We start from the raw sequence: 20,425 nt of genomic DNA, 5'->3' as shown, positions 1-20,425 counted from the left end.
CAGATCCGCATCAGGAGGCATCATGAACAAGTGGCCACGTTTCGCGCTCAACGCGCTCGGGCTGACAATCTCGCTGACCGGCAGTGCGTTCGCGCAACTGGCCGCCGTCGATCCCGGCCCCTACACCTTCGCCACCGGGAAATTCCCGATGTGGTACCAGGACAACAATCAACTGTCGATGGAGCTCTGCCAGTCCCGCGCCGCCAGTTCGCGGGTGCCGGTCAGCACCCCGCCGGCGTACATGTGCACCCTGCTGCCGGAACCGGGCGTGTTCGATGACACCTTGCCGATGGTGTTTCCCGACAACTGGCCACCGGAAGCCTTCTGGTTCCTGGCGGAAACCAACATCCCGAACAACGGCGCCGGTTTCGGTGTGGATGCCTACGTGGCCGGTATCGAAGCGGCGTTCGCCTCGGGAAATCCGGTCGATGGCGATCAGCAAAGCTTCGCGCGGATCCGCATCCGGGTGAACGTCCCGGTGGCCGGCACCTACACCATCACCCACCCGTACGGTGTTGAAACCGTCAATGTCACCACGCCGGGCCGGCGGGCAATCAACATCACCAAAGACATCGGTATCGGCGCCCCGGGCAACTTCAGCGGTGCGCTCAACGGGGCCATCGGCCCATTTCTGCGCAGCATCAACGGCCCGTACACCGAAGTGAACCCGGACACCGGCGGCATCGAAACCTTTGTCGGCGACCCGAACCTCACCGAAGCGGTGACCGGCAGCCCGTTCAACACCAACTTTCTGCGGATCGATGGTCCGTCGGGTGCCGGCTCGATTCAGACCAACCTGTTCACGGTCGCCGGCAAGGTCCTCGACAACCGGCAACAGACCCATGTCGCCGTCGACCGCGCCACTTATCGCCGTACTTCGGCCGGTGTGCGCGCCGAGGTGTTCGCCGAGGCCGACAGCAGCTCGACCCTGTGCTTCCGTGAAACGTTGGCGTTGCTGCCCGGCCCACCGCCGACGCCTTGCCAGACCAGCCTGCTGGGTGACAACAACGGGCTGTTCTTCGGCCAGCGTCTGGGCACCGGTACCCTGCCGTCGGTGGTGGTCGTGACCGCGACCAACCCGGCCGGCACGACCCGTCCGACCGCCGTTTCGGCCAAGCTCACCGACGTGGTGAAAATCCAGACCGCCCGCTACAGCTGGGCCGACCACAGCCTGTTGATCGAAGCCACCTCGACCGATGAAGTCGCGGTGCCGGACATGGTCGCGCAAGGTTACGGACGCCTTTCGAAATCCGGGACTTTGCAAAAAATCACCGTGGCCGACCTGACCCAGCCTCCGGCCACCGTCACGGTCAAGTCCGCCGCCGGCGGCAGCGACACCGAGCCAGTGGTGGTGGTCGGTACCGCACCGGACACCGGCGAGAACCAGGCACCGCTAGCCGTTGCAGACACCGGCAGCACCAGCTTCGGCGTGCCGATCACCCTCAGCCTGTTGACCAACGACAGCGACCCGGACAACAACGTGCCGCTGACCATTACCGCGCTGACGCAACCGGCCGCAGGCCAGGGCACCGTCGCGCTGAGCGGCACCACCTCGGTGGTCTACACCCCGCCAGCCGTGGTCAACACTCCGCTGACCACCACCTTCACCTACAAGGCCCAGGACAGCAAAGGCCTGGCCTCGGCCAACCCGGCGACCGTGACGATCTCCGTCGCGCCCAACCGGCCACCGACCGCCGTCGCCGACAGCGTTGCCACGCTGGGTGTCGCAATCCCGATCAACGTCCTGGCCAACGACACCGATCCGGAAGGCAACACACCGCTGGGCGTCGCCAGCCTGACCCAACCGCCGGCAGGACGCGGCACGGTCAGCACCGACGGTACGGTGATCACCTACACCCCACCGGCCACCGTGACCACAGCCTTCACCACGACCTTCACCTACATCGCCCGGGACAGCTTCGGCGCCCAGTCGACGCCGGCGACCGTCACGGTGCAAGTGTCGCCACGGCCAGCGGCGGAAACCTTCACGATCACCACCTCGACCGTGCAGGCCCGCTCCGGCGGACGCTTCAACTGGGACTTCGCCGGGACCTCCTCGGTGACCACCGGCAACACCATCACCGTGCAGGTCACCACCCCGACCGGGTTGGTAACGCTGGGTAGCACCACGGTACCGGTGACCGGACGCTGGCGGCTGACGCTGAACAACACGCTGGTCGTGCCGTCAGCCAACCCGACCGCCACCATCCGTTCGTCCCAGGGCACCGTTCGCACCGTATCGGTGACCACGCTCTGAGCCCGTGCCCCACCCACCCCACACCGTTCAATGCGCAGTGGGTGGGGCCCGCTCAGCCCGGATTTCGGATTCAGGAAAACACAGGACAACGCCATGAACACGCCGACCGCCGCCCTGCTTTGCCTGCTCGCCCTGTGCGTCAGTGCGGGCGTGCGCGCCGACGACCTGATGGAAAACGATGACCTGGCGCCCAACAGCGCCGATCTCGGCGAACTGCCGCCCCCCGTGGGCCAGCAAGCCCTGATCGACCAGAACGGCCAGGTCAACCTTGCCCTGCTCTCGCAGAACGGTCAGTCGCTGCTGGGCAGAATCGTGCAGTCGGGCAGCAATCAGGAGGCGTACATCCTGCAACAAGGCAGCGACCTGATGGCCTTGATCACCCAAAACGGCTCCGGCAACGCCGCGTCCATCACGCAAACCGGCAGCCACAACCGTGCGCAGATTTCGCAAAACGGCAACAACAACGACGCCAGCATCGAGCAGGCGGGCACGGGGCTGCAAAGCGCCGTGACCCAGTCGGGCAACGGCATGAGCGTTTCGGTCAAGCAATATCGCTAAGCACTGCAATCATCGGAGAGTTCATCATGTTCAAACTGACGCCCCTCACCGCCGCCATCCTGGTCATGATCAGTGCCCAGGCCATGGCCGACGACAGCATTTCCACCCAGAGCCAGCTCGGCACCGCCAACATCGCTGATGTGAAGCAGACCCAGGCCCCGTTCAGCACCGCGACCCAGACCCAACTGGGCCAGGGCAACAACGCCGCCGCCGTGCAAGATACCGCCACCAGCGTCATCACCCAGGACGCGGTCGGCGACTACAACGCCGGTTACGCCGAACAGCTGTATGAAGACAACAGCACCATCACCCAACAACAGACCGGCGCCTTCAACACCGCCCACGCCAGCCAGTCCCTCGGTTTCGGCGCCGGCAACCAGGCCCTGCAACAACAGCAAGGCACCGGCAACTTCTCGTTCGTCTACCAGGACTCGCAGAACGGCAGCGAAGGCAAGACCTTCCAGTTCGGCGACAGCAACGAAGCCAACATCGAGCAACTGTACGAAGGCACCGGCAACAGCTCGGTGATTACCCAATACGGCACCGCCAACTACGGCACCGCCGAACAAGTACTGCACAACGGCGGCCAGATCGGCATCAACCAGGCCGGTGAAACCAACTACGCCTATGGCGACCAGCGCAACGGCACCGGCGGCAACATCACCATCAACCAGTTCGGCAACCTCAACGGCAGCGAAATCTGGCAAGACTCGCAACTGGCCAGCCAAGCCACCGTCAACCAGTACGGCGACAGCAACGAAACCGTGGTCGACCAGAGCTATGGCGAAAACAACACCGCCGCCGTCACCCAGGTCGGCAACACCAACGCCATCTATGCCGACCAGTTCGAGTCGGTCAACTCGACCCTGGCGCTCTATCAAGTCGGCAACGGCAACGTGCATTACACCTACCAGAACGGCGACAGCCACACCCTCAACGCCACCTCGGTGGGCAACGACAACAAGGTCTACGCCAGCAACTGGAAAGGCCCGCAACACGGCGGCCAGTTCGGCAGCAACCAGCGTGCGACGGTCAATCAGGCCGGCAACGGCAACATCGCCAGCTTCACCCAGGACGGCGTCGGCCACATCATGACCACCAACCAGACCGGGACCGGCAACAAAACCACGGTCAGCCAGGCGGACTCCTACAACGAGCTGTACTTCGACCAGAACGGCAGCGACAACATCCTCATCGCCGACCAGCGCGGCACCACCAACCTGGTTCAGGGCTCGTCGAACGGCTCGGGCAACAGCGCCGAATTCGATCAATCCGGCACTGGCAACCAGGCCTACACCGCGCAGCTGTACGGCAGCGACAACATGATCACGGTCAAACAGGCTGACACCATGAACGTGGCGTACGTGACCCAGGGCGGGACCGGGAACATTGCCAATGTGGATCAGAGCGGGATGACGCAGACCGCGAATATTCAACAGTTCGGGTCGGCTAACCAGGCGACAGTGTTGCAGCAGTAAGGGTTGGGTGTTGAAAAACCGCGACCTGTTGAGGGTCGCGGTTTTTTTTTGCGCTGACGCTTGAGTGGCGTCCTACGGAAAACATACCGTTTTCAGAAAATCGGGGACTTTTCTGACGAATTCTGGCGGTTGGCCGTCGGAAGTGCAGGCTCTAGGATTTGCCGGGACAACTTGATCCTCATGGAGCTTGGCCAACATGCAATTCATCCAGACAGCGACGACAGCGATACCGTTAGCGAATAGACTTCCAGGCACCCAATCCGGAGGTTCCATGATCGACCCGTCTTTGATCGACCCACTGTGCCCGGTTGTTTCGGATCTTGCTCCTGAGGAACAGGCTGCGAGTTATGACCGTTGGTTTCGGGCCGAAGTACAGGCCTCTCTCGATGATCCGCGTCCGAGTATTCCCCATGAGCAAGTGATGGCGGAAATAAACGCCTTGATGGAATCAATGCGCAAAAGCGCTGATGCAGATTAAGTGGCGACCCAAGGCTCGGGTCGAACTCTCGAAAATACTGAAGTACATTGGCGAGCGAAATTTTGTAGCGGCGACAGCACTTCACAAGTCAGTCGTAAAAACTACATCTGCGCTTCCTTGGCATCCACACCTGTATCGCAAAGGTCGCTCTCCCGGCACTCGGGAGATTGTGGTAAGCCCGAACTATCTCGTCGTTTATCAAGTGGCGGACCGAATTGAGATTGTGAGCATCTTGCATGCGCGTCAGGAATACCCTCGACGCGACCCCAGTTAAGATCGCGTCCTCGTATCAACACGAAAAACCGTGCCTCCCGTGGAAGTACGGTTTTTTTGTATCTCAGTACTCAGCTAATTGAGATGAAATATGCGATTTATAGCGGCTCGAGCCTTCTTGCCGTCAGCAACGCAAAGCACTTATATCGCCTCAAGCTTTCTTCGTTTTTCCTCCATCAGGGCCGACATTTCAGCAATCACCTGCTCATTCGGAATGCTGGGTCGTGGGTCATCGATTGAAGCCTGTACTTTGGCAATCAACCAGCGGTCGTAGCTGGCGGCCTGCTCTTCGCTTTCGAAGTCCGCAACGACTTCTGAAATCAGGGGATTCATGGTGGCTCCAGTTTGAATGTGAAAAACGCGACCCATTACTGGGCCGCGTTTTTTTTATTGGGGATGTGATGGATCAGCCCTTCAGTTCGACGTGATCCAAGGCCTGATTCACGGCCAGTTCACCCAGCATGAGGATCTGCGCGATGCCCAGGGCGGTCTTGCGGTGGGCCGGGTCGAGGGTAGCGGCGAAGTTGTTGAGCATTTCGCTGGCCGAGCCCAGGGATTCACTGGCGTTGGCGAGCAGGGATTCGGTGTTGTAGGCCGGGTTGGCGAGGTACATCGGGGCGGGTTCGTTGACGCTGCCCATGATGTGGGCGCCGGGGCAGAGGTAATGATCGAGGGCGCGTTCGGCGGCTTCGTGGAGTTTTTTCGAGTTGATGGAGGTGTATGGGGAGGTTGGGTCGGTTTCGAGGTTGGATTGGGTTTCGGGTGGGTTTGGCGTTGGTTTTTTCATGGTCATTTCGTCCTCATTGATGATTGCAGCCGGCCCAATCGACTTCCAGGAAGAATGGGTGGCAGCTGTACGCGGGCTGGAAATCCGGGGGAGAACGCGACCCGGCAGACATAAATGTCTCCCGCGCACAGCCGCCATAACAGCGTGCACACAATGAAGGTGCGCAAGCATACGTTATGAACAGCGTTTTCGCCTTCTCACATTCCCGGGTTTCCAGGCCCGGCCGCTGAATTGGCAGCGACCGAAACAGGCTAGAGCCCGCGCTTCCGACGGACAACCTGAAAACCTTGTGGGAAGGATCGCTGAAACAGACACAACTTTTAAACATTCGAGAATGGAACGCGGAGCGTCCCGGGCTGCATTCCCACGCGGAGCGTGGGAACGATCAATCGAGTGCGGACGCTCGCTACCGCACCAGTCTCACGTACAGCCGAAAGTGATCTGTCGTCTGTCAGGCCGCCCTCGCGAGCAAGCTCGCTCCCACAGAAAAGCAGGAGCCAAACAACCCGGCTCCAGCTTTTGCTTCTCACCACTCAACACAATGAGCGTTAGCTCGAGTACCGCTTTTGACGTACCGGCCCCTTCGGCAGGCTGAGTGGAGGGATTTATCCGGGGGTGGGAGCGCAGCGACCGTGCGGCGAAGCCGCATGCATCGAGAGGAGGTGCAGCGAAGCAAACCGTAGGCGATGCCCCCGGATGAATCCCGGAGCGAAGGAACCCCGAGCCCCAGCGAGGGGCCGAACGCCGGGGCCCAGACCTTTGGTTACTTTGGGGCGTTTGCCAAAGTGACCCGCCGTAAGGGCGGAACCGTCAGCGGCCGCACCCAAAGAAACGGATATTCACCCCCCCCCCCAAAAGGAACCTGGTCGGCCCAAAGGCCGCCACGTTCACTCCGCATCCGGATCAATCTTGTTCTGAGTCAGGTACCGATTCAAAACATCATCCTGCGAAGGCGTAGAAGCATCCCCCGCCACCTGCCACAACCGCCGCTCAATCCCCTGCGCCAGCAAATGCCCCACCGCCGCCTCGATCGCCGACAACACACAAAGCTGAGCCGGCTCATTGGTCGTGTACCCCGCCTCAGCCTCAAGCAACTTCTTGAACTCGATAAACTTGAACACCCCGGCACTGCGTGCCACCGAATAAATCGTCTTGCTGGTCATCACATTCGCCAACACCTGCCCGCTGCGCACATCCACCGCGCGCAAATTCACAGTCACCTGATCCACCCGATACTCCCGGGTCAGATCAATCCCCAGATACCGCGCCCCTTCCCCACCGCTGCGCACGTTGGTGTCGTAAGCGATGATCCCGCCCTCAAGCATCATGTTCGCCGCCTGCAACGGTGGCAGCTCACCCTGAATATTCACCGGCGTATTCGGCTTCTTCTGCGACGCCCGAATGATCTTGCGTTCCGTCAGCAGGTTCTGCAGCCCTTCCCGCTCAAGCACCACAAACCAGCCACTGGCCTGCATCGCGTCCATCAGCATCGACGCCGCTCCCTGGGTCACGCTGGTGGAAAACGAACTCGCCGGCGTCGGTTTGTACTGCCCGGTCTGGTCACGGAAGCCGTACACCACCGCCATCAGCCGGCCCTTGGGTCGCGGCATTTTCAGCAAGTCGTAATAAGTCGAGGCCCTGGGGGTCAGGGTCGGGGTCTCGGTGTCCTGCTCGGCCGGCATCGGCTCGCGCAGACTGCACCCTTGTAATGCTGCCAACATCAGCCCTAGCGCGATTATTTTTTTCATGTCCATCACTCCCCGGAACCGTCATCCCGTCATGGATTGAGGCCGTTCACCTGAATTTCGGAAACTTCGCCACTCGCTCGGTCGGTCACTTCAATCGTGAGTGCCCCCGAGTCATCAACGACGTTGACGATAAAAGCGTCGGTAGACAGGCTCCCCGTGTTGCCGGTGGAGATGTTGTCCAGCAGTTGCCCCAGCAACCGCGACTGCAATTGACTGGTGAAACGTTCGAGTGCCGAGGTGCCGGCCACCGTCGAGCGCTTCTTGAGATCCGGATCGTCGTGGTCGTTTTGTGCCTGGGCGTTGTTGAGCAGCCAGGTGCCGTTGAGCGGGTTGCCGCCGAACGACGGGTTGACCGGCGTGTAGACCAGTTCGGTGGCCTGGACGGCAGCGGCGCTGGCAAGCCCGATCAACAACCCCGAGATCCAGAATCCGCTGCGCCGTGAGAACGTTGTCGTGTTCATAGTTCGTCCTTCTCAAGGTCGGTGGTGTCCTGCAACAGGGCTTCCAGCTTGCGCCGGACGACCTCCAGGCGAACCGAGTCGGCGGCCTCGTAGGCCTCGTCCTTCAGTTCCACGGTGTTCGGCGGCAGGAAGCGCCGATACACCAGGCGTTGTTGATATTCGACGGTCACAAGGCTGCCCCAGCGCGCGTCGGGGCGCTCGCGCACCACCAGGTTGAAATCCATGCGGCTGGTGTCGCGCAGGCGTTCGCTGAACGAGTAGTAAAAGTCGTGGCCGATGTGCGAGATCGTGTCGTCGACGATGAAGCCCATCATTTCGTCTTCCTCGCTGGCGATGGCGCAGGCCGCCGCTAGCGAGAGGATCAACGCGCACCACCCTTTTGCGTTCATGGCTGCAACGCCTGCGGCAGGGCCGACTGGCCTTTGGCCGGGCCCCCGCTGCCGGAGCCGGCGCCATCGAGAAAGGCTTTCTCGGCCACGAACTGCCAGTCCGAATAACGCTGCATGCCCTCGAAATCCGACCACTGCGACGGGAAGTCCGCCTGCTTCAACGGCACCTCGGTGGAGGCACTGTTGATGCCGGTGATGCGCCCGTCGAAGCCGCGTTGCAGTGCCCACTCGCCGCCACCGATCGGGTCTGGATAGAGTTGGCGGATATGGTGACGCGCCTCGGGAAAACGCTCGTCATCGAGCAGGTCCACCAGTTCTTTCGGGTACTGCGCCAGCCCCGGCGAACTGCGGTAGTAGCTGCGCAGCGCCTGGGCGTATTGGGTGCCGACCCACAGCAGTTGCTTCTCGCGATCGCGGCGCGACACGGTCGACCACAACTCGCCGGCACTGGCCAGGCCCATGCCCATGATCACGATCAGGAACAGCACGCCCAGGTAGGTGAACCCACCCTGCTCCGCGTGCTTACCACTCGGAATACTGGCTGCCATCGCGCGCCCTCCCGGTAGCTCCGCTCTTGATGTCGGCAACGCCGCCCGCCACGCCGTCCGGTGGAGCGATCAGCACCCATTGGTCATTGCGTTCGGTGATCGGGTCCAGCGGCGCGTTGCGCAGGTAACGCATCTCCACCAGTTGCTCGATGGAATCGGGATAGCGCCCGGTGTCGCCGTAGTAGTGATCCAGCGCCTCGCGCATGGCCGACAGGCTCTGGTGCAATGTGGTCTCTTTCGAGGCCTCAAGGCTGTTGAAGTAGCGCGGCAAGGCGATGGTCATCAGGGTCGCGATGATCGCCATCACCACCATCAGCTCGAGCAAGGTAAACCCCTTTTCCCGGCGCATGAGAGTCACCACTCGCGGTACGCGATGCCGTTGAGACCCTTGCCCCGGGCATGGGAGTAGACGTCGAACACGTCCTCGCCATCGCGCGGGTTCTGGGCCGAACTGTTGTAGGCCCGCAGGCCCCAACCGCCGTTGTCGTCACGTTTGGCCGGCACCAGCGGATCCCGCGGTATCCGGCGCAGAAAGTAGAACTTCGCCCCCTTGGCGCTGCGCACGTCGCGCACGCCTTCGACCAGCACTTTCAGGTTCGGCGGATAGCCGCTGCTGTTCAGGGATTTCTCGATGTAGCCGGCATCGAAGGCACGCTTGTAGGCGTCGATGCCATCGCGGATCTGATACAGCGCGGTACGCAGTTCCTGCTCCTTGCCACGCCGTACCAGGGTTTCGGTCAGCGGCGCGGCCATGCCGGCCAGCAGGCCGATCAGGGCCAGCGTCACCACGACTTCGATCAAGGTAAAACCGCGCTGGGAGGCGTTCATGATCAAGGCTTCTCGACGGTCACGTGAGTGGTTGCCACGGCCGCTTCACCGACTGCACGAGGCTGCGCGGCAGGCGCTGGCATGGTGTAGTTCTGCGAACGGTCCGGCGCCTGAATGTGCATGCTGGTTTCGGTACCGGTCGGGAATTCCATGTCCGACGGGCTCTGGTACGGCAGGTTGCGCACGATCCGTGGGGTGATCGAGAGCACCAGTTCCGATTTGCCGATGGTGTCCTTGTTGCTGCCGAACAGCCGGCCCAGACCGGGAATGTCGCCGAGGCCCGGAATCTTGTTGCCGGTGGCGCCGTGGTCGTTACGCATCAGGCCGGCGAGGATCTGGGTTTCGCCGTCATGCAGACGCAGCGAGGTCTGGGCGTTGCGGGTATCGACCTGCACCGGAATCGTCCCCTGGCGGGTCGGTTCCAGCGGTGTGGCGTTACTCACTTCCAGGGCGATCTTGATCGCCACTTCGTTGTTCAGGTGCACGGTCGGCTGCACTTCGAGCTTCAGGCCGACGTCGAGGTAGGTCACGCTTTCGGTGATCACCGGGCCTTGAGTCGAAGGCACCGAGGTGGCGCTGATGATCGGCACGCGCTGACCGATGTGGATGCGCGCCTGTTCACGGTTGCTGACGCGGATCACCGGGCTGGCCAGGGTGTTGATGTCATTGTCCTGGGCATTGATCTTGGCTTGCGGCGACGGCGAGATCGAAATCCGGCTGGAGTTAATGCCCTTCAGTTGATCGAGAATGGTCACCGCCGAACCGTCGCTGTTGACCACCCCGAAGGTGTTCGGCCATTGCAGGCCGAGGTCGAGAATGCGCTGGGTGGCAACTTCCATCACTTCCACTTCCAGCACCACTTCGGGGTTGGACTGGTCTTGCGACTGCAGGAGTTTCTCGGCCATGCGCACCGCGTCTTCGGTGTCACGCATGGTCAGGGTGTTGAGGCGTTCGTCGACGAACACGTCGCGGGTCTTGAGCATGGTTTTGATCATGTTCAGCGCGGTGTTGGCGTCAATGCTGGTCAGGTAGAAGGTGCGCATCACCAGCTCTTGATAGTCCTTCAGCTTCTGCGGCGAGTCCGGAAAGATCAGCAAGGTGTTTTCGTTCACCACTTTCTGGTGCAACTGGTTCTGTTGCAGCAGCAGTTGCACGGCGTCTTCGATGCGCACGTCACGCACGAAGATCGTGGCTTTCATGTCCGGGCGCAGGTCCTTGTCGAAGATGAAGTTCAGGCCGGCGACCTGCGACAGCACTTCGAAAATGGTCTTGAGGTTGGCGTCGCGAAATTCCAGAGTTACGGGGCGGTCGAGCCGGGTGCGCAGTTGCGGGTACTGGACCACGTTGCGGCTCTGCACCAGACGAATATTGCCTTGCAGTTCCAGCGCGCCTTCGTTGGTCGGGTCGAGTTCGAGTACCTGTTTCACTTGGCGGTCGGCGCCGTAAATGTCACCCCGGCGCAGGTCGCCACGGGCCAGTTCGATCTTTTCGTCCATGCTGCGCAGGTATTCGAGCTGGCGCAGCGCGTCCTGGGCGCGGCGGTTGTTGGGCTCGATGGTCAGCACGCGGTTGTAGGCGGTACGCGCCGAAGCGAAATCGCGGCGGGCGCGGTCGGTGTCGCCGGAGGTCAACAGCGCAGTGATTGCCTTGGCCCGGCCGCTGTTGAGCAGCAGGTGCAGCTCGGTGTCGCGCGGATTTTCCCGCAAGCCTTCCTCGATCCGGGCCAGGCCCGCCTCGTACTGCCCCTGATCGATCAGGTCGGCGGCTTCCTTGTTGGCGACCTGCGCGGAACTGCACGCGGCCAGCCCGGCACACAGGCCCAGGCTCATCAGCAAACGGGATCTGTTCATTGCGTACTCCCCACAGACAAGGTCTGCGACAAATGCAAAGGCAGGTAGACCAGGCTCAGCTCCAGATCGGAAATCGCCGCAATCTTCCAGGTGTCGTCGATCACATCCCCGCTGCGCACGACGTAGATTTTCTCGCCGTCCTGCAAAAACACCTGCAGGTCGCTGCGGTCATGCAGCCTGCCGACGAACTGGAACGGCACCGGTGGCAGGCTCGGGGCTTGCACCACCGGGGTCGGGTTGATCGCTTGTTCGGTGACCGTCGCCAAAGTCGGCGCGGCCTTCCAGGATTTGCTCGCAAACAGATCGCCGGCCGGGCTCAGGTCCTTGATCGGCGCCGCATCCGCCTTGGCGCTGCTGGCGGGCAAGGCGCCACGGGCAGTGGTTTTCGCCGGGCTGGCCACGGCAACCTCGGTCGAATCCGCCTCGTCGCTCGGCGAAAAATATTCCGGCAACCAGGCCAGCGCCGCCGCCACGCCGAAGAATGCCACCCAGCCGGTTATGCGTTTGCTGTCCATCACGACCTCGACAGATAGAGGGTCATACGGATCCGGCCGCTGAGGTCGGTGTCGGCGATTTTCTTGCGCTGAAACTCGACGTCCTCCACCACCACCGCCGGCAACTGGCCGAGCAAGGCATGCAGGAAGCGGCGCAGTTGCGGGTAGCTGCCGCGCACCGGCAACAGGATCTGGTAGCGCGCCAGATGCGTCTTGGGATCGACGCCGAGGGCGTATTCGCCGCGCGCCAGGGTGATGTGTTCCTGAGCGGCCAGGGCGTAGATGCGGTCGATGGCGACTGTGGCTTGCGGCTGGGCCGGCAGCTTGTTGCGAAAATCGTCGAGCTGACGTTGCGGCACCACGGGCGGCGCGATGCTGCCGTCCTCGACCCTGGCCAGGTATTCGCTGGCCTCTTGGGTTTGCTGGCTGAGCTGTTGCAGCGATTGCCAGCCCGGCAGCAAACCGCCGAGTGCCCAGGCAACCGTGACCAGCAGCAGCGCCAGTCCGGCCAGGCCTGGAACACCGAGACCTTGCAGGTACTCGTGAACGATCAGTCTAGGGATTCGCATCGCCCATCTCCCAGGTCGCCGACAGGTTGAATTGCACCGGTTGCTCCGGCGATTTGACGACGATTTCGTGGCTCAGCAGCGACACGTCGGACAGCTCGTCACTGGCTTCCAGCCGTTTGTGAAAATCCAGCATCGCTTGCAGATCCCGCGCCTCGGCGCTGATCCGCACCTGCCCCTTGCGCGCATCCGGGGTCAGGGTCAGCAAGGCGATGTCGTCGCGCGGCATGGCTTCGAGCATGGCGAACAGGCGCTCCCAGGGGCGGCGCAGTTGCTGCGAGACCTTGCGCATTTCGGCGAGGTTCTGCGCCTGCTCGCGGGTTTCTGCCGGGCTCAGCGTGGTCTTGGCGCCGCTGTCGCCGGTGAGCTGGCGCTGGGTGTGCTGCAAGTGACCTTGCTGTTGTTCGGCCTGATCGTCGAAGTGCTGCTGCACGCCGAAGCACGCCAGCGCGAGCAACACACCGCCGCCGAACAGGCTCCAGCCCAACGGGCCGGAACGCGGACGAGGCTGGAAGTCGAGGTTCAAGGCGCGCATGTCAGGCCACCGCCCGGGACATGACGTACAAGGCGTCACGCACGGTCATCGATTCGTCTTCGAGGGTGCGCAGGTGCACCCCCGCCACATCCGGTTGCGCATCGAGGCGTGCCGGGGCGTGCAGGTAAACGTTGAAGGCGCGCTCGCTGGTGGAAGCTTGCAATTGCCGTTCGCGACCGATCAGCGCGCTGAGTGCCGCGTCGCTGTCGCTGCCGCCCACCGAGCGCACCGACGACCAGCGCCCTTCCCTTGCCAGCAGCAACACGCTGCGTTGCGGTTCGGCGACGATGAACAGGAAGTCGCCGGCGTCGAGGCTTTTGTCGAAGCGGTTGAACGCGGTCATCAGGTACGGCTGCACCGAGCGCAGACGCAGGCCGCGACCCGTGACCAGCGTGCGCAGGCGTTCCAGCAAATCCTGTGGCAAGGCGCTGGCGATCCGGTCATGCCCGGCCGGCTCGGCCGACAGCACCAGACTCCACGGTTGGGTCGGTGCGCCGAACAGGTCTTCGAAGCACAACCGGGCGAAGCCGCGCAGTTCTTCAGGGCTGCTGATCTGTTCGCTCCAGGGCACCAGGCAAAAGCGGCTGAAATGGCCGGAGATCACCACGCTCAGCTCGGCACCGGCGCGGGTGTGTTCGCCGAGCAGACGGTCGAGGGTGTCCAGCGCCACCGCGTAGCTCTGGAAGCCTTCGTCGATGTAGCCGACGCTGCCCAGCCACAGGGTGTCGCTGCCCCGGCGCTGGCCGAGGCCGACACCGCTGGCGCCGAGCACGGCGATGAATTGATCACGCGATAAAAGTGACACGATTGATCTCCTCCAGCGTGGTCCGACCGTGCTCCACCAGTTCCAGTGCCGATTCGCGCAACAGGCGCAAACCACGGGCGCAGGCCAGGGCTTTGATCTGGGTGATGGGTTGGCGCTCGACGATCATCTGCCGCAGTTCGTCGTCCAGATGCAGCAGCTCGGCAATCGCCGTCCGACCGCGATAGCCGCTGCCGCGGCAATGGCCGCAACCTTTGCCGTGGACGAAGTGGTAGTGATCGACTTGCTGTGGATCGAGGCCCGAGGCACGCAGCTCTTCATCGCTCGGGTTGACCGGTGTGCTGCAACTGCTGCACACCAGCCGGATCAGGCGCTGGGCGAGAATCGCGTTGAGCGCCGACACCAGACTGTAGGGGTCGATTTCCATCTGGGTAAAACGACCGATCACGTCGAATACGTTGTTGGCGTGAATGGTGGTGAACACCAGGTGCCCGGTGAGTGCCGATTGCACGGCGATCTGCGCGGTGTCCGGGTCGCGGATCTCGCCGACCATGATCTTGTCCGGGTCGTGACGCAGGATCGAGCGCAGGCCACGGGCGAAGGTCAGGCCCTTCTTCTCGTTGACCGGAATTTGCAACACCCCCGGCAGCTGATATTCCACCGGGTCTTCGATGGTGATGATCTTGTCCACACCGTGGTTGATCTCGGTGATCATCGCGTACAGCGTGGTGGTCTTGCCGCTGCCGGTGGGGCCGGTCACCAGCACCATGCCGTAGGGTTCGGCAGCCAGACGGCGCAATTGACGCAGGGTTTCGTCTTCAAAGCCCAGCGCCTGAAGTTGTACGCCGCAGACCTTGTCGGCCAGGTCCTGTTTGTCCAGCACCCGCAGCACCGCGTCTTCGCCGAAGATGCTCGGCATGATCGACACCCGGAAGTCGATCTGCCGGCCGCTGATGCCGATCTTGAAGCGACCGTCCTGGGGCACGCGTTTTTCGCCGATGTCCAGTTCGGCCATGACCTTGACCCGCGAGATCACCTGCTCGGCGAACTCGCTGCCCTGGATCTTGCCGATGTTGTTCAGCACGCCGTCGATCCGGTACTTGATTACCAGGCCATGGCCGGTGGTGCCGAGGTGGATGTCGCTGGCGTGCATTTTCAACGCGTCGTACAGGGTCGAGTTGACCAGTTTCACCACCACGCTCGAGTCTTCGCTGATGCTGGTCAGCGACAGGCTTTGCAGGGTGTCGGTCTCGCTGCCGGCATCGGCCTGGGCGTTGAGCGATTCGACGGCGTGGAAGCTTTCTTCGTGGCGGGCCAGATAGGCCTTGAGGTCGTCGGCGTGCACCAGGTACAGCGGCGCGCCGTGCAGGCATTCGTCGATCCAGGCCAGGCGCGACGTGTCGAAGGGGTCGGCGAAGACGCCGATGACTTCGTCGTTGTGGCGCAGCAGGATGAATTCACGTTTGAGGCATTGCGCGAGGGTGACCCGGTCGAACACCGGGGTCGCCAGAAACAGCGTGTCGGTGTCGAGCACCGGGTAATGCAGGGTGGCGCCAAGGCTGGCAATGAACGGCATCGGCGCCAGTTCGCAGAGCACGGCCAGTGCATCGAGCACCCGTTCCCCGGAAGTGCTGGCCCGTGCCCGGGCCTGAGCCAGTTGCTCACTGGAAAAGCGTGGCGGGGTCTGTGCCTCCTGTGGAGGAGTGACCGACAGCGGTTCGACGACAACGGACAGACGATCCATGGCTTGCTCTCCAACACCCGGGGCTTGAGGCCCTGACGGCGCGGGAGGCGGGTTCGGCGAGTGCCGGAACGTCTATCGCGCCATTACTCCCCGGTGAGCATTTGATCGTCGTCCGGTGCCATGGCCTCCGACCGGTTTCGTCGGCGGTCCGCCAGCACCCAACTGCCATCGTACAACTGCAACGGGAAGCTCTCGGTCCTGCTCTGGCGTCGTTCGACGAAGCCTTCGGATGGGCTCGCACCGGGTTTCTCTTCGCGCTGGATCCCCAGAAGGTCACAGACAGCTCGGGCCAGTTCCGCCAGTGGAAACGGTTTGAACAGGATGTGACTGACCCCCAGTTGCCGCGCCCGCTCACAGACTTCAGCGGTCGGGTGACCCGTTATCAGCACGAAATGACACGTCCTGTTCTGGCGGACCGCGTCGAGCACCTCGAACCCTTCCATATCGGGCAAGCGGTAATCGAACACCAGCACGTCGGGGGCGAAAGTCTCGGCCAGGCCGATTCCCTCTGCGCCGTCATGTGCAATCCGGACTTCCAGCCCTTGCGCCGACAGATAATCCTGAAGGTTCTGTGCAAGCAGCTGTTCGTCTTCGACAACCAGTACTTTGTTAACCAAGGTGGACTCCCTGAAACCTCAAGTGCCGGCAATTGAAATTCAATGACCCGAACCTGCTGGAGTGCGCCTCACAAGAGGTAACGCACACTTCATGCCAGGCTGAGTGCCGGTAAATTTTTGTCTTCATGTCCTTGAATTGAATGGAAATGCCCGCTCGTCCCGGTACCCCGTTCCCCAGAAACGGGGAAGCACCTGAATGGGCATCGAAGCCATTCCCCACTTTTGGGGGGGAACCTTCAGTCGTCGTCAATTCGTTCGATCCTGTTCTCTGCCCGCAACTGCGCGAGCACCTGACGACGAGCCTGGGTCTGTTGCTGTCGGGCGAGGTACGCCCTGACTGTTTCCAGCCCTTGCTCCTCTGGGACATCGGCCGCCTCCTTGTGGTTCTCGACAAAGATCAAATGCCAGCCGAACGGTGTACGCACCGCCTCGCTGACTTCGCCAGGCTTGAGGGCAAACGCCGCCGTTTCGAAGGCCGGCACCATTTGCCCACGGGCGAAATACCCCAGGTCCCCGCCCTGGCGGGCGGTAACATCTTCCGATCCCGATTGGGCGACGCTAGCAAAGGTTTGCCCCTCAGCGATAGCCGCCCGCATTTGCATCAAGCGTAGCCGCGCCGCTTCAACCGTGGCGGCGTCAGCATCGCCGGCAACCTTGATCAGAATGTGCCGGGCCTGCACCTGCTCCGGCGCGCCCATTTCAGCGCGGTGTTCTTCAAAGAAAGCCCGCACCGTTTGCTCGTCCGGGGCCTGGACCCGGGTCAGCTCGGCGAACATCCGCTGCGCCGCCAGTTCGCGGTGGGTGTACTCGGTGAACGAGGTCTCGTCGAAACCGGCGTCTTGCAAACGCTGGAGGAATTTATCGGTGCCACCGATCGCGGTACGGGTCTGCTCGACCTGATCGCGCACCGTTTGCTCATCGATCCTGACCCCGCGCTTGCGCGATTCCTGCCAGAGCAGTTCCTTGTCGATCAACGCATCCAGCGCGGCCTGCCGCAGTTGTTTATAGGCCTTCGGGTTGCGGATGCTCGCCACCGCGCGGCCTTGATCTTCCAGGTACTCGGCGAAATAGCGTTCCAGGCGAAACTCGGAAATCGCCTCGCCGTTGACCCGGGCGGCCACCGGTTCATCGTTCGCGAGCGCCACCGACAACCAGCCTGTCAGCAGCAAACACAGGGTTTTGAGCTTCATGATCAGGGCCTCCGGTCAGGGCGTGGCAATAATCGGTTTGTAGGGAGCGACCAGGTAAAAACGCTGGTCGGGCAAGTCAACGGTGACCACGTGCGCCCCGCTCAGGCCTGATCGTCGGCCGGGGCCGAAGCTCAGGCGCGGGGTCAGGCCGGTGTCGAAGTCGTGCAGGCCTTCGAGCGCTGCCACCAGTTTTTCGCGGCTGGCGTCGCGGCCGGCCTGCTTCATGCCTTCGCTGAACAACAGCATCGAGGCGTAAGCGCCGACTTGCAGCACCGCGTGCTGGGCGCCGAGGCCTTGATGCTCGCGCAACAGCGTCAGCGCCATGCGCCCGGCCTGGGTCCAGTCGCTGGGCACGAACGGATACGCCAGAAACACTCGCCGGGAAAATCCCTCCGGCACTTGCAGCAGATCCCCCGCCACCTGGCTCGATGCGGCAAACAGATAAGGCACTTGCCCGGCATTCTGCAATCCGGTCGCCAGCCGACTGAAACCACCGCCGCTGCCCAGGTAAAACACCGAGCGCGAGCCCAGCGGCAAGCTGTCCACCGTCGGGTCGTAAGCCTGCAGATGGACTTTTTGCCAGCCGTGTTCCTGCAGATAGCGACCGAGGGTCTGTGCCGCCAGCACTTGCGCCGGGTCATCGGGATAGGCAATCAGCGTCGGCCCTTGCAGCACTCGCAGGCTGGCGGTGGCGTAGTCGGCCAGCGCGATCAGCTGCTCGCGCAATCCCGGCAGCGGTTCGAAAATCTGCGGGCTGGCCTGCACCGGACCGAGCAGCGACATGGCCCCGATCAACGGCACGCCGGACTGTTCCAGGCGCGGCGCCAGTTCGCTGTCCAGTGCCGGGGCCAGCGGTGCGATCAGGGCGAAAACTTTCTCCTCCTCGATCAGCCGTTGCAGGGCCCGTTCAGCACTCGCGCGATCCGGGCCGGGATCGGCCACGGTCAGGCGCAACTGCCGGCCGTGAATCCCGCCGGCCTGATTGATCCGCGCCACGCTGCCGTTGAGCACCGCCGCGATGGTTGCGCCCTCCTCGGCCAGCGGCCCCTGGCTGGGCAGCAAGGTGCCCAGGTGCAAGGTCTGGTCATCAAGCCCCGGATCGCGGTCATCGGCCAGGTGTTTGAGGTACGCGGTGAGGTTGCGCTGATCCTTCATCGACAGCAGAAAGCGCGGCATGCTCGGGTCGAGGCGATTGTTGCCGGGGTCGCGGCCCTGCTGGATCACCTGCGCCAGACTGCTCTCGGTGTAAGCCGGGTAATGGCGGCCATTGATTTGCTGCTGACCGTGGACGCTGGTCAGCCGCGACCAGTTGAGTTCCGGCGGACGCACCCCGCCTTCGGGCCGACCGAGACCGTCGGCGCCGTGGCAGTTGGCGCACGGCAGGCTGGTGGCCGGCAGCAACACATCCGCCGCGCCGACCCGCGCCATGATCGGTTCGCCGCTGGCGGACAAACCTTCGCGGTACAGGCGCTTGCCGGCGCTTTCTTCATCGGTCAGCGGCAACGCGGCCGCGCCGAGGCTGACGCCAGCGAGCAGGATCAGGGCGAGGACGCGGCCGAGGTTCATGGCGCGGACTCAGCGGCCGGCCACGGGCATTGTCAGCAACTGCAAGCGCTGGGCAATGGCGGCGGCCGGGGCATCGGGACGGATTTTGCTCCAGCGTTTGTTGGCGACATCGCCGACGATCAACTGGGTCGAGTGCTGCTCGGGCGTCGGCACGATCTGCCCGATGCGGCCCAGCACCAGGTCCATCTGCGCCTTGTCGCCGGTGAGGAAAAGCCAGTGAGGGTCATCGGCACCCTGCTTCAAGGTGTAAGCCTTGAGCACCGCCGGCGTGTCGCGCAGCGGATCACTGGTAAGGGAAATGAAGGTGATGCCGTCGGCCTCGTCGCCCAACAGCTCGCGGACTTCCTTGAGCTTGCGGGTGATCAGCGGGCAGGCGTCATTGCAACGGGTGAAGATCACGTTGAGCAGCACCACGCGGTTGTGCAGCGCGTCGCTGTAGAATCGCTGGACGTCACCGTTCTGATCCAGCAGCGGCGTGTCGGTGAACCAGGTTTTCGCGTCGTGGGTGCCTTTGGCCGGTGCCGGCGCAGCGCTGGCCGTTGTCGGTGCAGGTTGTTCGTGGCCTTCGTGGGCCAGGGCCATGGCGCTGAAAATCCAGAAACACAGCGTCAGGGTGATCCAGTCCAGGGTTCTCATGGTTGTTGCTCCATGGCAATCGCGGTGTGTTTGGCGTGGGTGCGCAGGCCGCTGAGTTTCTCGACTTCCCTGGCCAGCAATACCGGGTCGGTGAAGCCGTAATAGCGCGTCCAGTGGCGGCTGTTGCCGTCACCGACGAGGATCAGCGGCTGGTGATTCTTGAAGTCGCCGCTGAAACTGCCGAGGCCCTTGAGGGTGGCGGTGATCGATTGCGGCGAACCGGTGAGCCAGCTCCAGCCCGGGCCTTTCTGGAAGGTGCGGGCGTAATCCTGCAAACGTTTCGGGTCATCGCGCTGCGGGTCGATGCTGATCGACACCAGTTGCACTTCGGTGCCGACCCGGGCACCGAGCTGTTTCTGCACCTTGCCCATGATCGACGAGACCACCGGGCACACCGTCGTGCAGCTGGTGTAGATGAAACTCATGACCACGATTTTGTTGTGTACCAGATCCTGCTCCAGGTGCACGGTCTTGCCGTTCTGGTCGAGCAGCGGCACGTCGGCGAATTTGACCTGGGCATGCTCCTGGCTGTTGGCGGCTGGGGCCGTGTGCCCGGCGTGCTCGTCCGCCGAGTGGGCGCTGGCCTGCTGGATACCGACGGTCAACAGGCACAGGGTCAGCAGGCCACGGGATGCAAATCGGTTCATGGTCGTTTCCTC

Annotated in this window: 24 protein-coding genes; 5 read left to right on the top strand and 19 right to left on the bottom strand. The window is 62.8% G+C overall.

The genetic code is table 11. The features are described 5' to 3' along the window. Positions 1–22: 22 nt before the first annotated feature. The 5 genes from MKZ87_RS14765 (at position 23) to MKZ87_RS14745 (ending at position 5,045) form a co-directional block, all read left to right on the top strand. Positions 23–2,257 carry an Ig-like domain-containing protein gene (locus tag MKZ87_RS14765; RefSeq protein WP_085704859.1) on the top strand — a complete coding sequence of 745 codons (2,235 nt, stop codon included), beginning with the start codon at positions 23–25 and terminating at the stop codon, positions 2,255–2,257. A 93-nt stretch (positions 2,258–2,350) separates the two neighbouring features. After that, positions 2,351–2,815: a curlin gene (locus MKZ87_RS14760; RefSeq protein WP_064595177.1), complete on the top strand. Its 465-nt coding sequence runs from the start codon at positions 2,351–2,353 to the stop codon at positions 2,813–2,815. 26 nt (positions 2,816–2,841) lie between these two features. Continuing rightward, positions 2,842–4,293: a curlin gene (locus MKZ87_RS14755; RefSeq protein WP_085704857.1), complete on the top strand. Its 1,452-nt coding sequence runs from the start codon at positions 2,842–2,844 to the stop codon at positions 4,291–4,293. Positions 4,294–4,564: 271 nt separating this feature from the next. Continuing rightward, complete coding sequence (locus MKZ87_RS14750; protein WP_039767856.1) at positions 4,565–4,771, top strand: hypothetical protein; 207 nt, start codon at positions 4,565–4,567, stop codon at positions 4,769–4,771. Then, positions 4,761–5,045, top strand: coding sequence for a type II toxin-antitoxin system RelE/ParE family toxin (locus MKZ87_RS14745; protein WP_080770598.1), 285 nt, complete (start codon positions 4,761–4,763; stop codon positions 5,043–5,045). Before MKZ87_RS14750 ends, MKZ87_RS14745 begins: the two co-directional genes overlap by 11 nt. 140 nt (positions 5,046–5,185) lie before the next feature. On the opposite strand, the gene MKZ87_RS14740 is transcribed toward MKZ87_RS14745, so the two are convergent. The 19 genes from MKZ87_RS14740 to MKZ87_RS14650 all read right to left on the bottom strand — a co-directional run bounded on the left by MKZ87_RS14740 (position 5,186) and on the right by MKZ87_RS14650 (position 20,413). Beyond that, complete coding sequence (locus MKZ87_RS14740) at positions 5,186–5,377, bottom strand: antitoxin (RefSeq protein WP_085698598.1); 192 nt, start codon at positions 5,375–5,377, stop codon at positions 5,186–5,188. A 73-nt stretch (positions 5,378–5,450) separates the two neighbouring features. Further along, positions 5,451–5,831: a DUF6124 family protein gene (locus tag MKZ87_RS14735; protein ID WP_085704922.1), complete on the bottom strand. Its 381-nt coding sequence runs from the start codon at positions 5,829–5,831 to the stop codon at positions 5,451–5,453. 887 nt (positions 5,832–6,718) lie between these two features. Continuing rightward, the gene (locus MKZ87_RS14730) at positions 6,719–7,579 is read right to left on the bottom strand and encodes a CsgG/HfaB family protein (RefSeq protein ID WP_227235128.1); all 861 of its coding nucleotides are present in this window, start codon (positions 7,577–7,579) and stop codon (positions 6,719–6,721) included. A gap of 29 nt (positions 7,580–7,608) precedes the next feature. Further along, a complete protein-coding gene (locus tag MKZ87_RS14725; RefSeq protein WP_007956141.1) occupies positions 7,609–8,040 on the bottom strand; it encodes a curli assembly protein CsgF in 432 nt (143 codons plus the stop codon). Beyond that, positions 8,037–8,429: a curli production assembly/transport protein CsgE gene (csgE, locus tag MKZ87_RS14720; RefSeq protein ID WP_085698595.1), complete on the bottom strand. Its 393-nt coding sequence runs from the start codon at positions 8,427–8,429 to the stop codon at positions 8,037–8,039. Before csgE ends, MKZ87_RS14725 begins: the two co-directional genes overlap by 4 nt. Continuing rightward, entirely contained in the window at positions 8,426–8,977 is a 552-nt protein-coding gene (locus MKZ87_RS14715; protein WP_085704853.1) for a type II secretion system protein, read from the bottom strand. Before MKZ87_RS14715 ends, csgE begins: the two co-directional genes overlap by 4 nt. Continuing rightward, positions 8,952–9,326, bottom strand: coding sequence for a type II secretion system protein (locus tag MKZ87_RS14710; RefSeq protein WP_011333435.1), 375 nt, complete (start codon positions 9,324–9,326; stop codon positions 8,952–8,954). Before MKZ87_RS14710 ends, MKZ87_RS14715 begins: the two co-directional genes overlap by 26 nt. 5 nt (positions 9,327–9,331) lie before the next feature. Next, a complete protein-coding gene (locus tag MKZ87_RS14705; RefSeq protein WP_007956136.1) occupies positions 9,332–9,805 on the bottom strand; it encodes a type II secretion system protein in 474 nt (157 codons plus the stop codon). Between the two features lie 2 nt (positions 9,806–9,807). Beyond that, positions 9,808–11,655, bottom strand: a complete 1,848-nt coding sequence (locus MKZ87_RS14700) for a secretin N-terminal domain-containing protein (protein WP_085698592.1) — start codon at positions 11,653–11,655, stop codon at positions 9,808–9,810. After that, on the bottom strand, positions 11,652–12,170 hold the full coding sequence (locus MKZ87_RS14695; protein WP_085704849.1) for a hypothetical protein: 519 nt from the start codon (positions 12,168–12,170) through the stop codon (positions 11,652–11,654). Before MKZ87_RS14695 ends, MKZ87_RS14700 begins: the two co-directional genes overlap by 4 nt. Next, on the bottom strand, positions 12,170–12,718 hold the full coding sequence (locus tag MKZ87_RS14690) for a GspMb/PilO family protein (protein WP_085698590.1): 549 nt from the start codon (positions 12,716–12,718) through the stop codon (positions 12,170–12,172). The genes MKZ87_RS14695 and MKZ87_RS14690 overlap by 1 nt, the downstream gene beginning before the upstream one ends. Continuing rightward, a complete protein-coding gene (locus tag MKZ87_RS14685) occupies positions 12,705–13,250 on the bottom strand; it encodes a PilN domain-containing protein (RefSeq protein WP_266201195.1) in 546 nt (181 codons plus the stop codon). The genes MKZ87_RS14690 and MKZ87_RS14685 overlap by 14 nt, the downstream gene beginning before the upstream one ends. 1 nt (position 13,251) lies before the next feature. Beyond that, positions 13,252–14,055: a hypothetical protein gene (locus tag MKZ87_RS14680; RefSeq protein WP_085698588.1), complete on the bottom strand. Its 804-nt coding sequence runs from the start codon at positions 14,053–14,055 to the stop codon at positions 13,252–13,254. Next, positions 14,036–15,757, bottom strand: coding sequence for a GspE/PulE family protein (locus MKZ87_RS14675; RefSeq protein ID WP_085704843.1), 1,722 nt, complete (start codon positions 15,755–15,757; stop codon positions 14,036–14,038). Before MKZ87_RS14675 ends, MKZ87_RS14680 begins: the two co-directional genes overlap by 20 nt. A gap of 83 nt (positions 15,758–15,840) precedes the next feature. Further along, positions 15,841–16,374: a response regulator gene (locus tag MKZ87_RS14670; protein ID WP_085698586.1), complete on the bottom strand. Its 534-nt coding sequence runs from the start codon at positions 16,372–16,374 to the stop codon at positions 15,841–15,843. A gap of 236 nt (positions 16,375–16,610) precedes the next feature. Then, the gene (locus tag MKZ87_RS14665) at positions 16,611–17,564 is read right to left on the bottom strand and encodes a peptidylprolyl isomerase (protein WP_266201192.1); all 954 of its coding nucleotides are present in this window, start codon (positions 17,562–17,564) and stop codon (positions 16,611–16,613) included. 15 nt (positions 17,565–17,579) lie between these two features. Then, positions 17,580–19,130 carry an ABC transporter substrate-binding protein gene (locus MKZ87_RS14660; protein WP_266201191.1) on the bottom strand — a complete coding sequence of 517 codons (1,551 nt, stop codon included), beginning with the start codon at positions 19,128–19,130 and terminating at the stop codon, positions 17,580–17,582. Between the two features lie 9 nt (positions 19,131–19,139). After that, the gene (locus MKZ87_RS14655; protein WP_227235122.1) at positions 19,140–19,766 is read right to left on the bottom strand and encodes an SCO family protein; all 627 of its coding nucleotides are present in this window, start codon (positions 19,764–19,766) and stop codon (positions 19,140–19,142) included. Then, a complete protein-coding gene (locus MKZ87_RS14650; RefSeq protein WP_266201190.1) occupies positions 19,763–20,413 on the bottom strand; it encodes an SCO family protein in 651 nt (216 codons plus the stop codon). Before MKZ87_RS14650 ends, MKZ87_RS14655 begins: the two co-directional genes overlap by 4 nt. Between the last annotated feature and the right edge of the window lie 12 nt (positions 20,414–20,425).

This window comes from Pseudomonas sp. MCal1 (genome assembly GCF_026341415.1).
Taxonomy (GTDB): domain Bacteria; phylum Pseudomonadota; class Gammaproteobacteria; order Pseudomonadales; family Pseudomonadaceae; genus Aquipseudomonas.
Note: the sequence above shows the minus strand (reverse complement) of the source record. Positions and strands in the feature narration are given on the sequence as shown.

Coding starts and splice junctions, on each gene's coding strand:
- MKZ87_RS14750 (WP_039767856.1), top strand. CDS start 4,565: ATGATCGACCCGTCTTTGATCGACCCACTGTGCCCGGTTGTTTCGGAT.
- MKZ87_RS14690 (WP_085698590.1), bottom strand. CDS start 12,718: ATGCGAATCCCTAGACTGATCGTTCACGAGTACCTGCAAGGTCTCGGT.
- MKZ87_RS14765 (WP_085704859.1), top strand. CDS start 23: ATGAACAAGTGGCCACGTTTCGCGCTCAACGCGCTCGGGCTGACAATC.
- MKZ87_RS14715 (WP_085704853.1), bottom strand. CDS start 8,977: ATGGCAGCCAGTATTCCGAGTGGTAAGCACGCGGAGCAGGGTGGGTTC.
- MKZ87_RS14705 (WP_007956136.1), bottom strand. CDS start 9,805: ATGAACGCCTCCCAGCGCGGTTTTACCTTGATCGAAGTCGTGGTGACG.
- MKZ87_RS14660 (WP_266201191.1), bottom strand. CDS start 19,130: ATGAACCTCGGCCGCGTCCTCGCCCTGATCCTGCTCGCTGGCGTCAGC.
- MKZ87_RS14745 (WP_080770598.1), top strand. CDS start 4,761: ATGCAGATTAAGTGGCGACCCAAGGCTCGGGTCGAACTCTCGAAAATA.
- MKZ87_RS14700 (WP_085698592.1), bottom strand. CDS start 11,655: ATGAACAGATCCCGTTTGCTGATGAGCCTGGGCCTGTGTGCCGGGCTG.
- MKZ87_RS14685 (WP_266201195.1), bottom strand. CDS start 13,250: ATGCGCGCCTTGAACCTCGACTTCCAGCCTCGTCCGCGTTCCGGCCCG.
- MKZ87_RS14675 (WP_085704843.1), bottom strand. CDS start 15,757: ATGGATCGTCTGTCCGTTGTCGTCGAACCGCTGTCGGTCACTCCTCCA.
- MKZ87_RS14655 (WP_227235122.1), bottom strand. CDS start 19,766: ATGAGAACCCTGGACTGGATCACCCTGACGCTGTGTTTCTGGATTTTC.
- MKZ87_RS14650 (WP_266201190.1), bottom strand. CDS start 20,413: ATGAACCGATTTGCATCCCGTGGCCTGCTGACCCTGTGCCTGTTGACC.
- MKZ87_RS14730 (WP_227235128.1), bottom strand. CDS start 7,579: ATGAAAAAAATAATCGCGCTAGGGCTGATGTTGGCAGCATTACAAGGG.
- MKZ87_RS14755 (WP_085704857.1), top strand. CDS start 2,842: ATGTTCAAACTGACGCCCCTCACCGCCGCCATCCTGGTCATGATCAGT.
- MKZ87_RS14725 (WP_007956141.1), bottom strand. CDS start 8,040: ATGAACACGACAACGTTCTCACGGCGCAGCGGATTCTGGATCTCGGGG.
- MKZ87_RS14735 (WP_085704922.1), bottom strand. CDS start 5,831: ATGAAAAAACCAACGCCAAACCCACCCGAAACCCAATCCAACCTCGAA.
- MKZ87_RS14710 (WP_011333435.1), bottom strand. CDS start 9,326: ATGCGCCGGGAAAAGGGGTTTACCTTGCTCGAGCTGATGGTGGTGATG.
- MKZ87_RS14760 (WP_064595177.1), top strand. CDS start 2,351: ATGAACACGCCGACCGCCGCCCTGCTTTGCCTGCTCGCCCTGTGCGTC.
- csgE (WP_085698595.1), bottom strand. CDS start 8,429: ATGAACGCAAAAGGGTGGTGCGCGTTGATCCTCTCGCTAGCGGCGGCC.
- MKZ87_RS14665 (WP_266201192.1), bottom strand. CDS start 17,564: ATGAAGCTCAAAACCCTGTGTTTGCTGCTGACAGGCTGGTTGTCGGTG.
- MKZ87_RS14695 (WP_085704849.1), bottom strand. CDS start 12,170: ATGGACAGCAAACGCATAACCGGCTGGGTGGCATTCTTCGGCGTGGCG.
- MKZ87_RS14740 (WP_085698598.1), bottom strand. CDS start 5,377: ATGAATCCCCTGATTTCAGAAGTCGTTGCGGACTTCGAAAGCGAAGAG.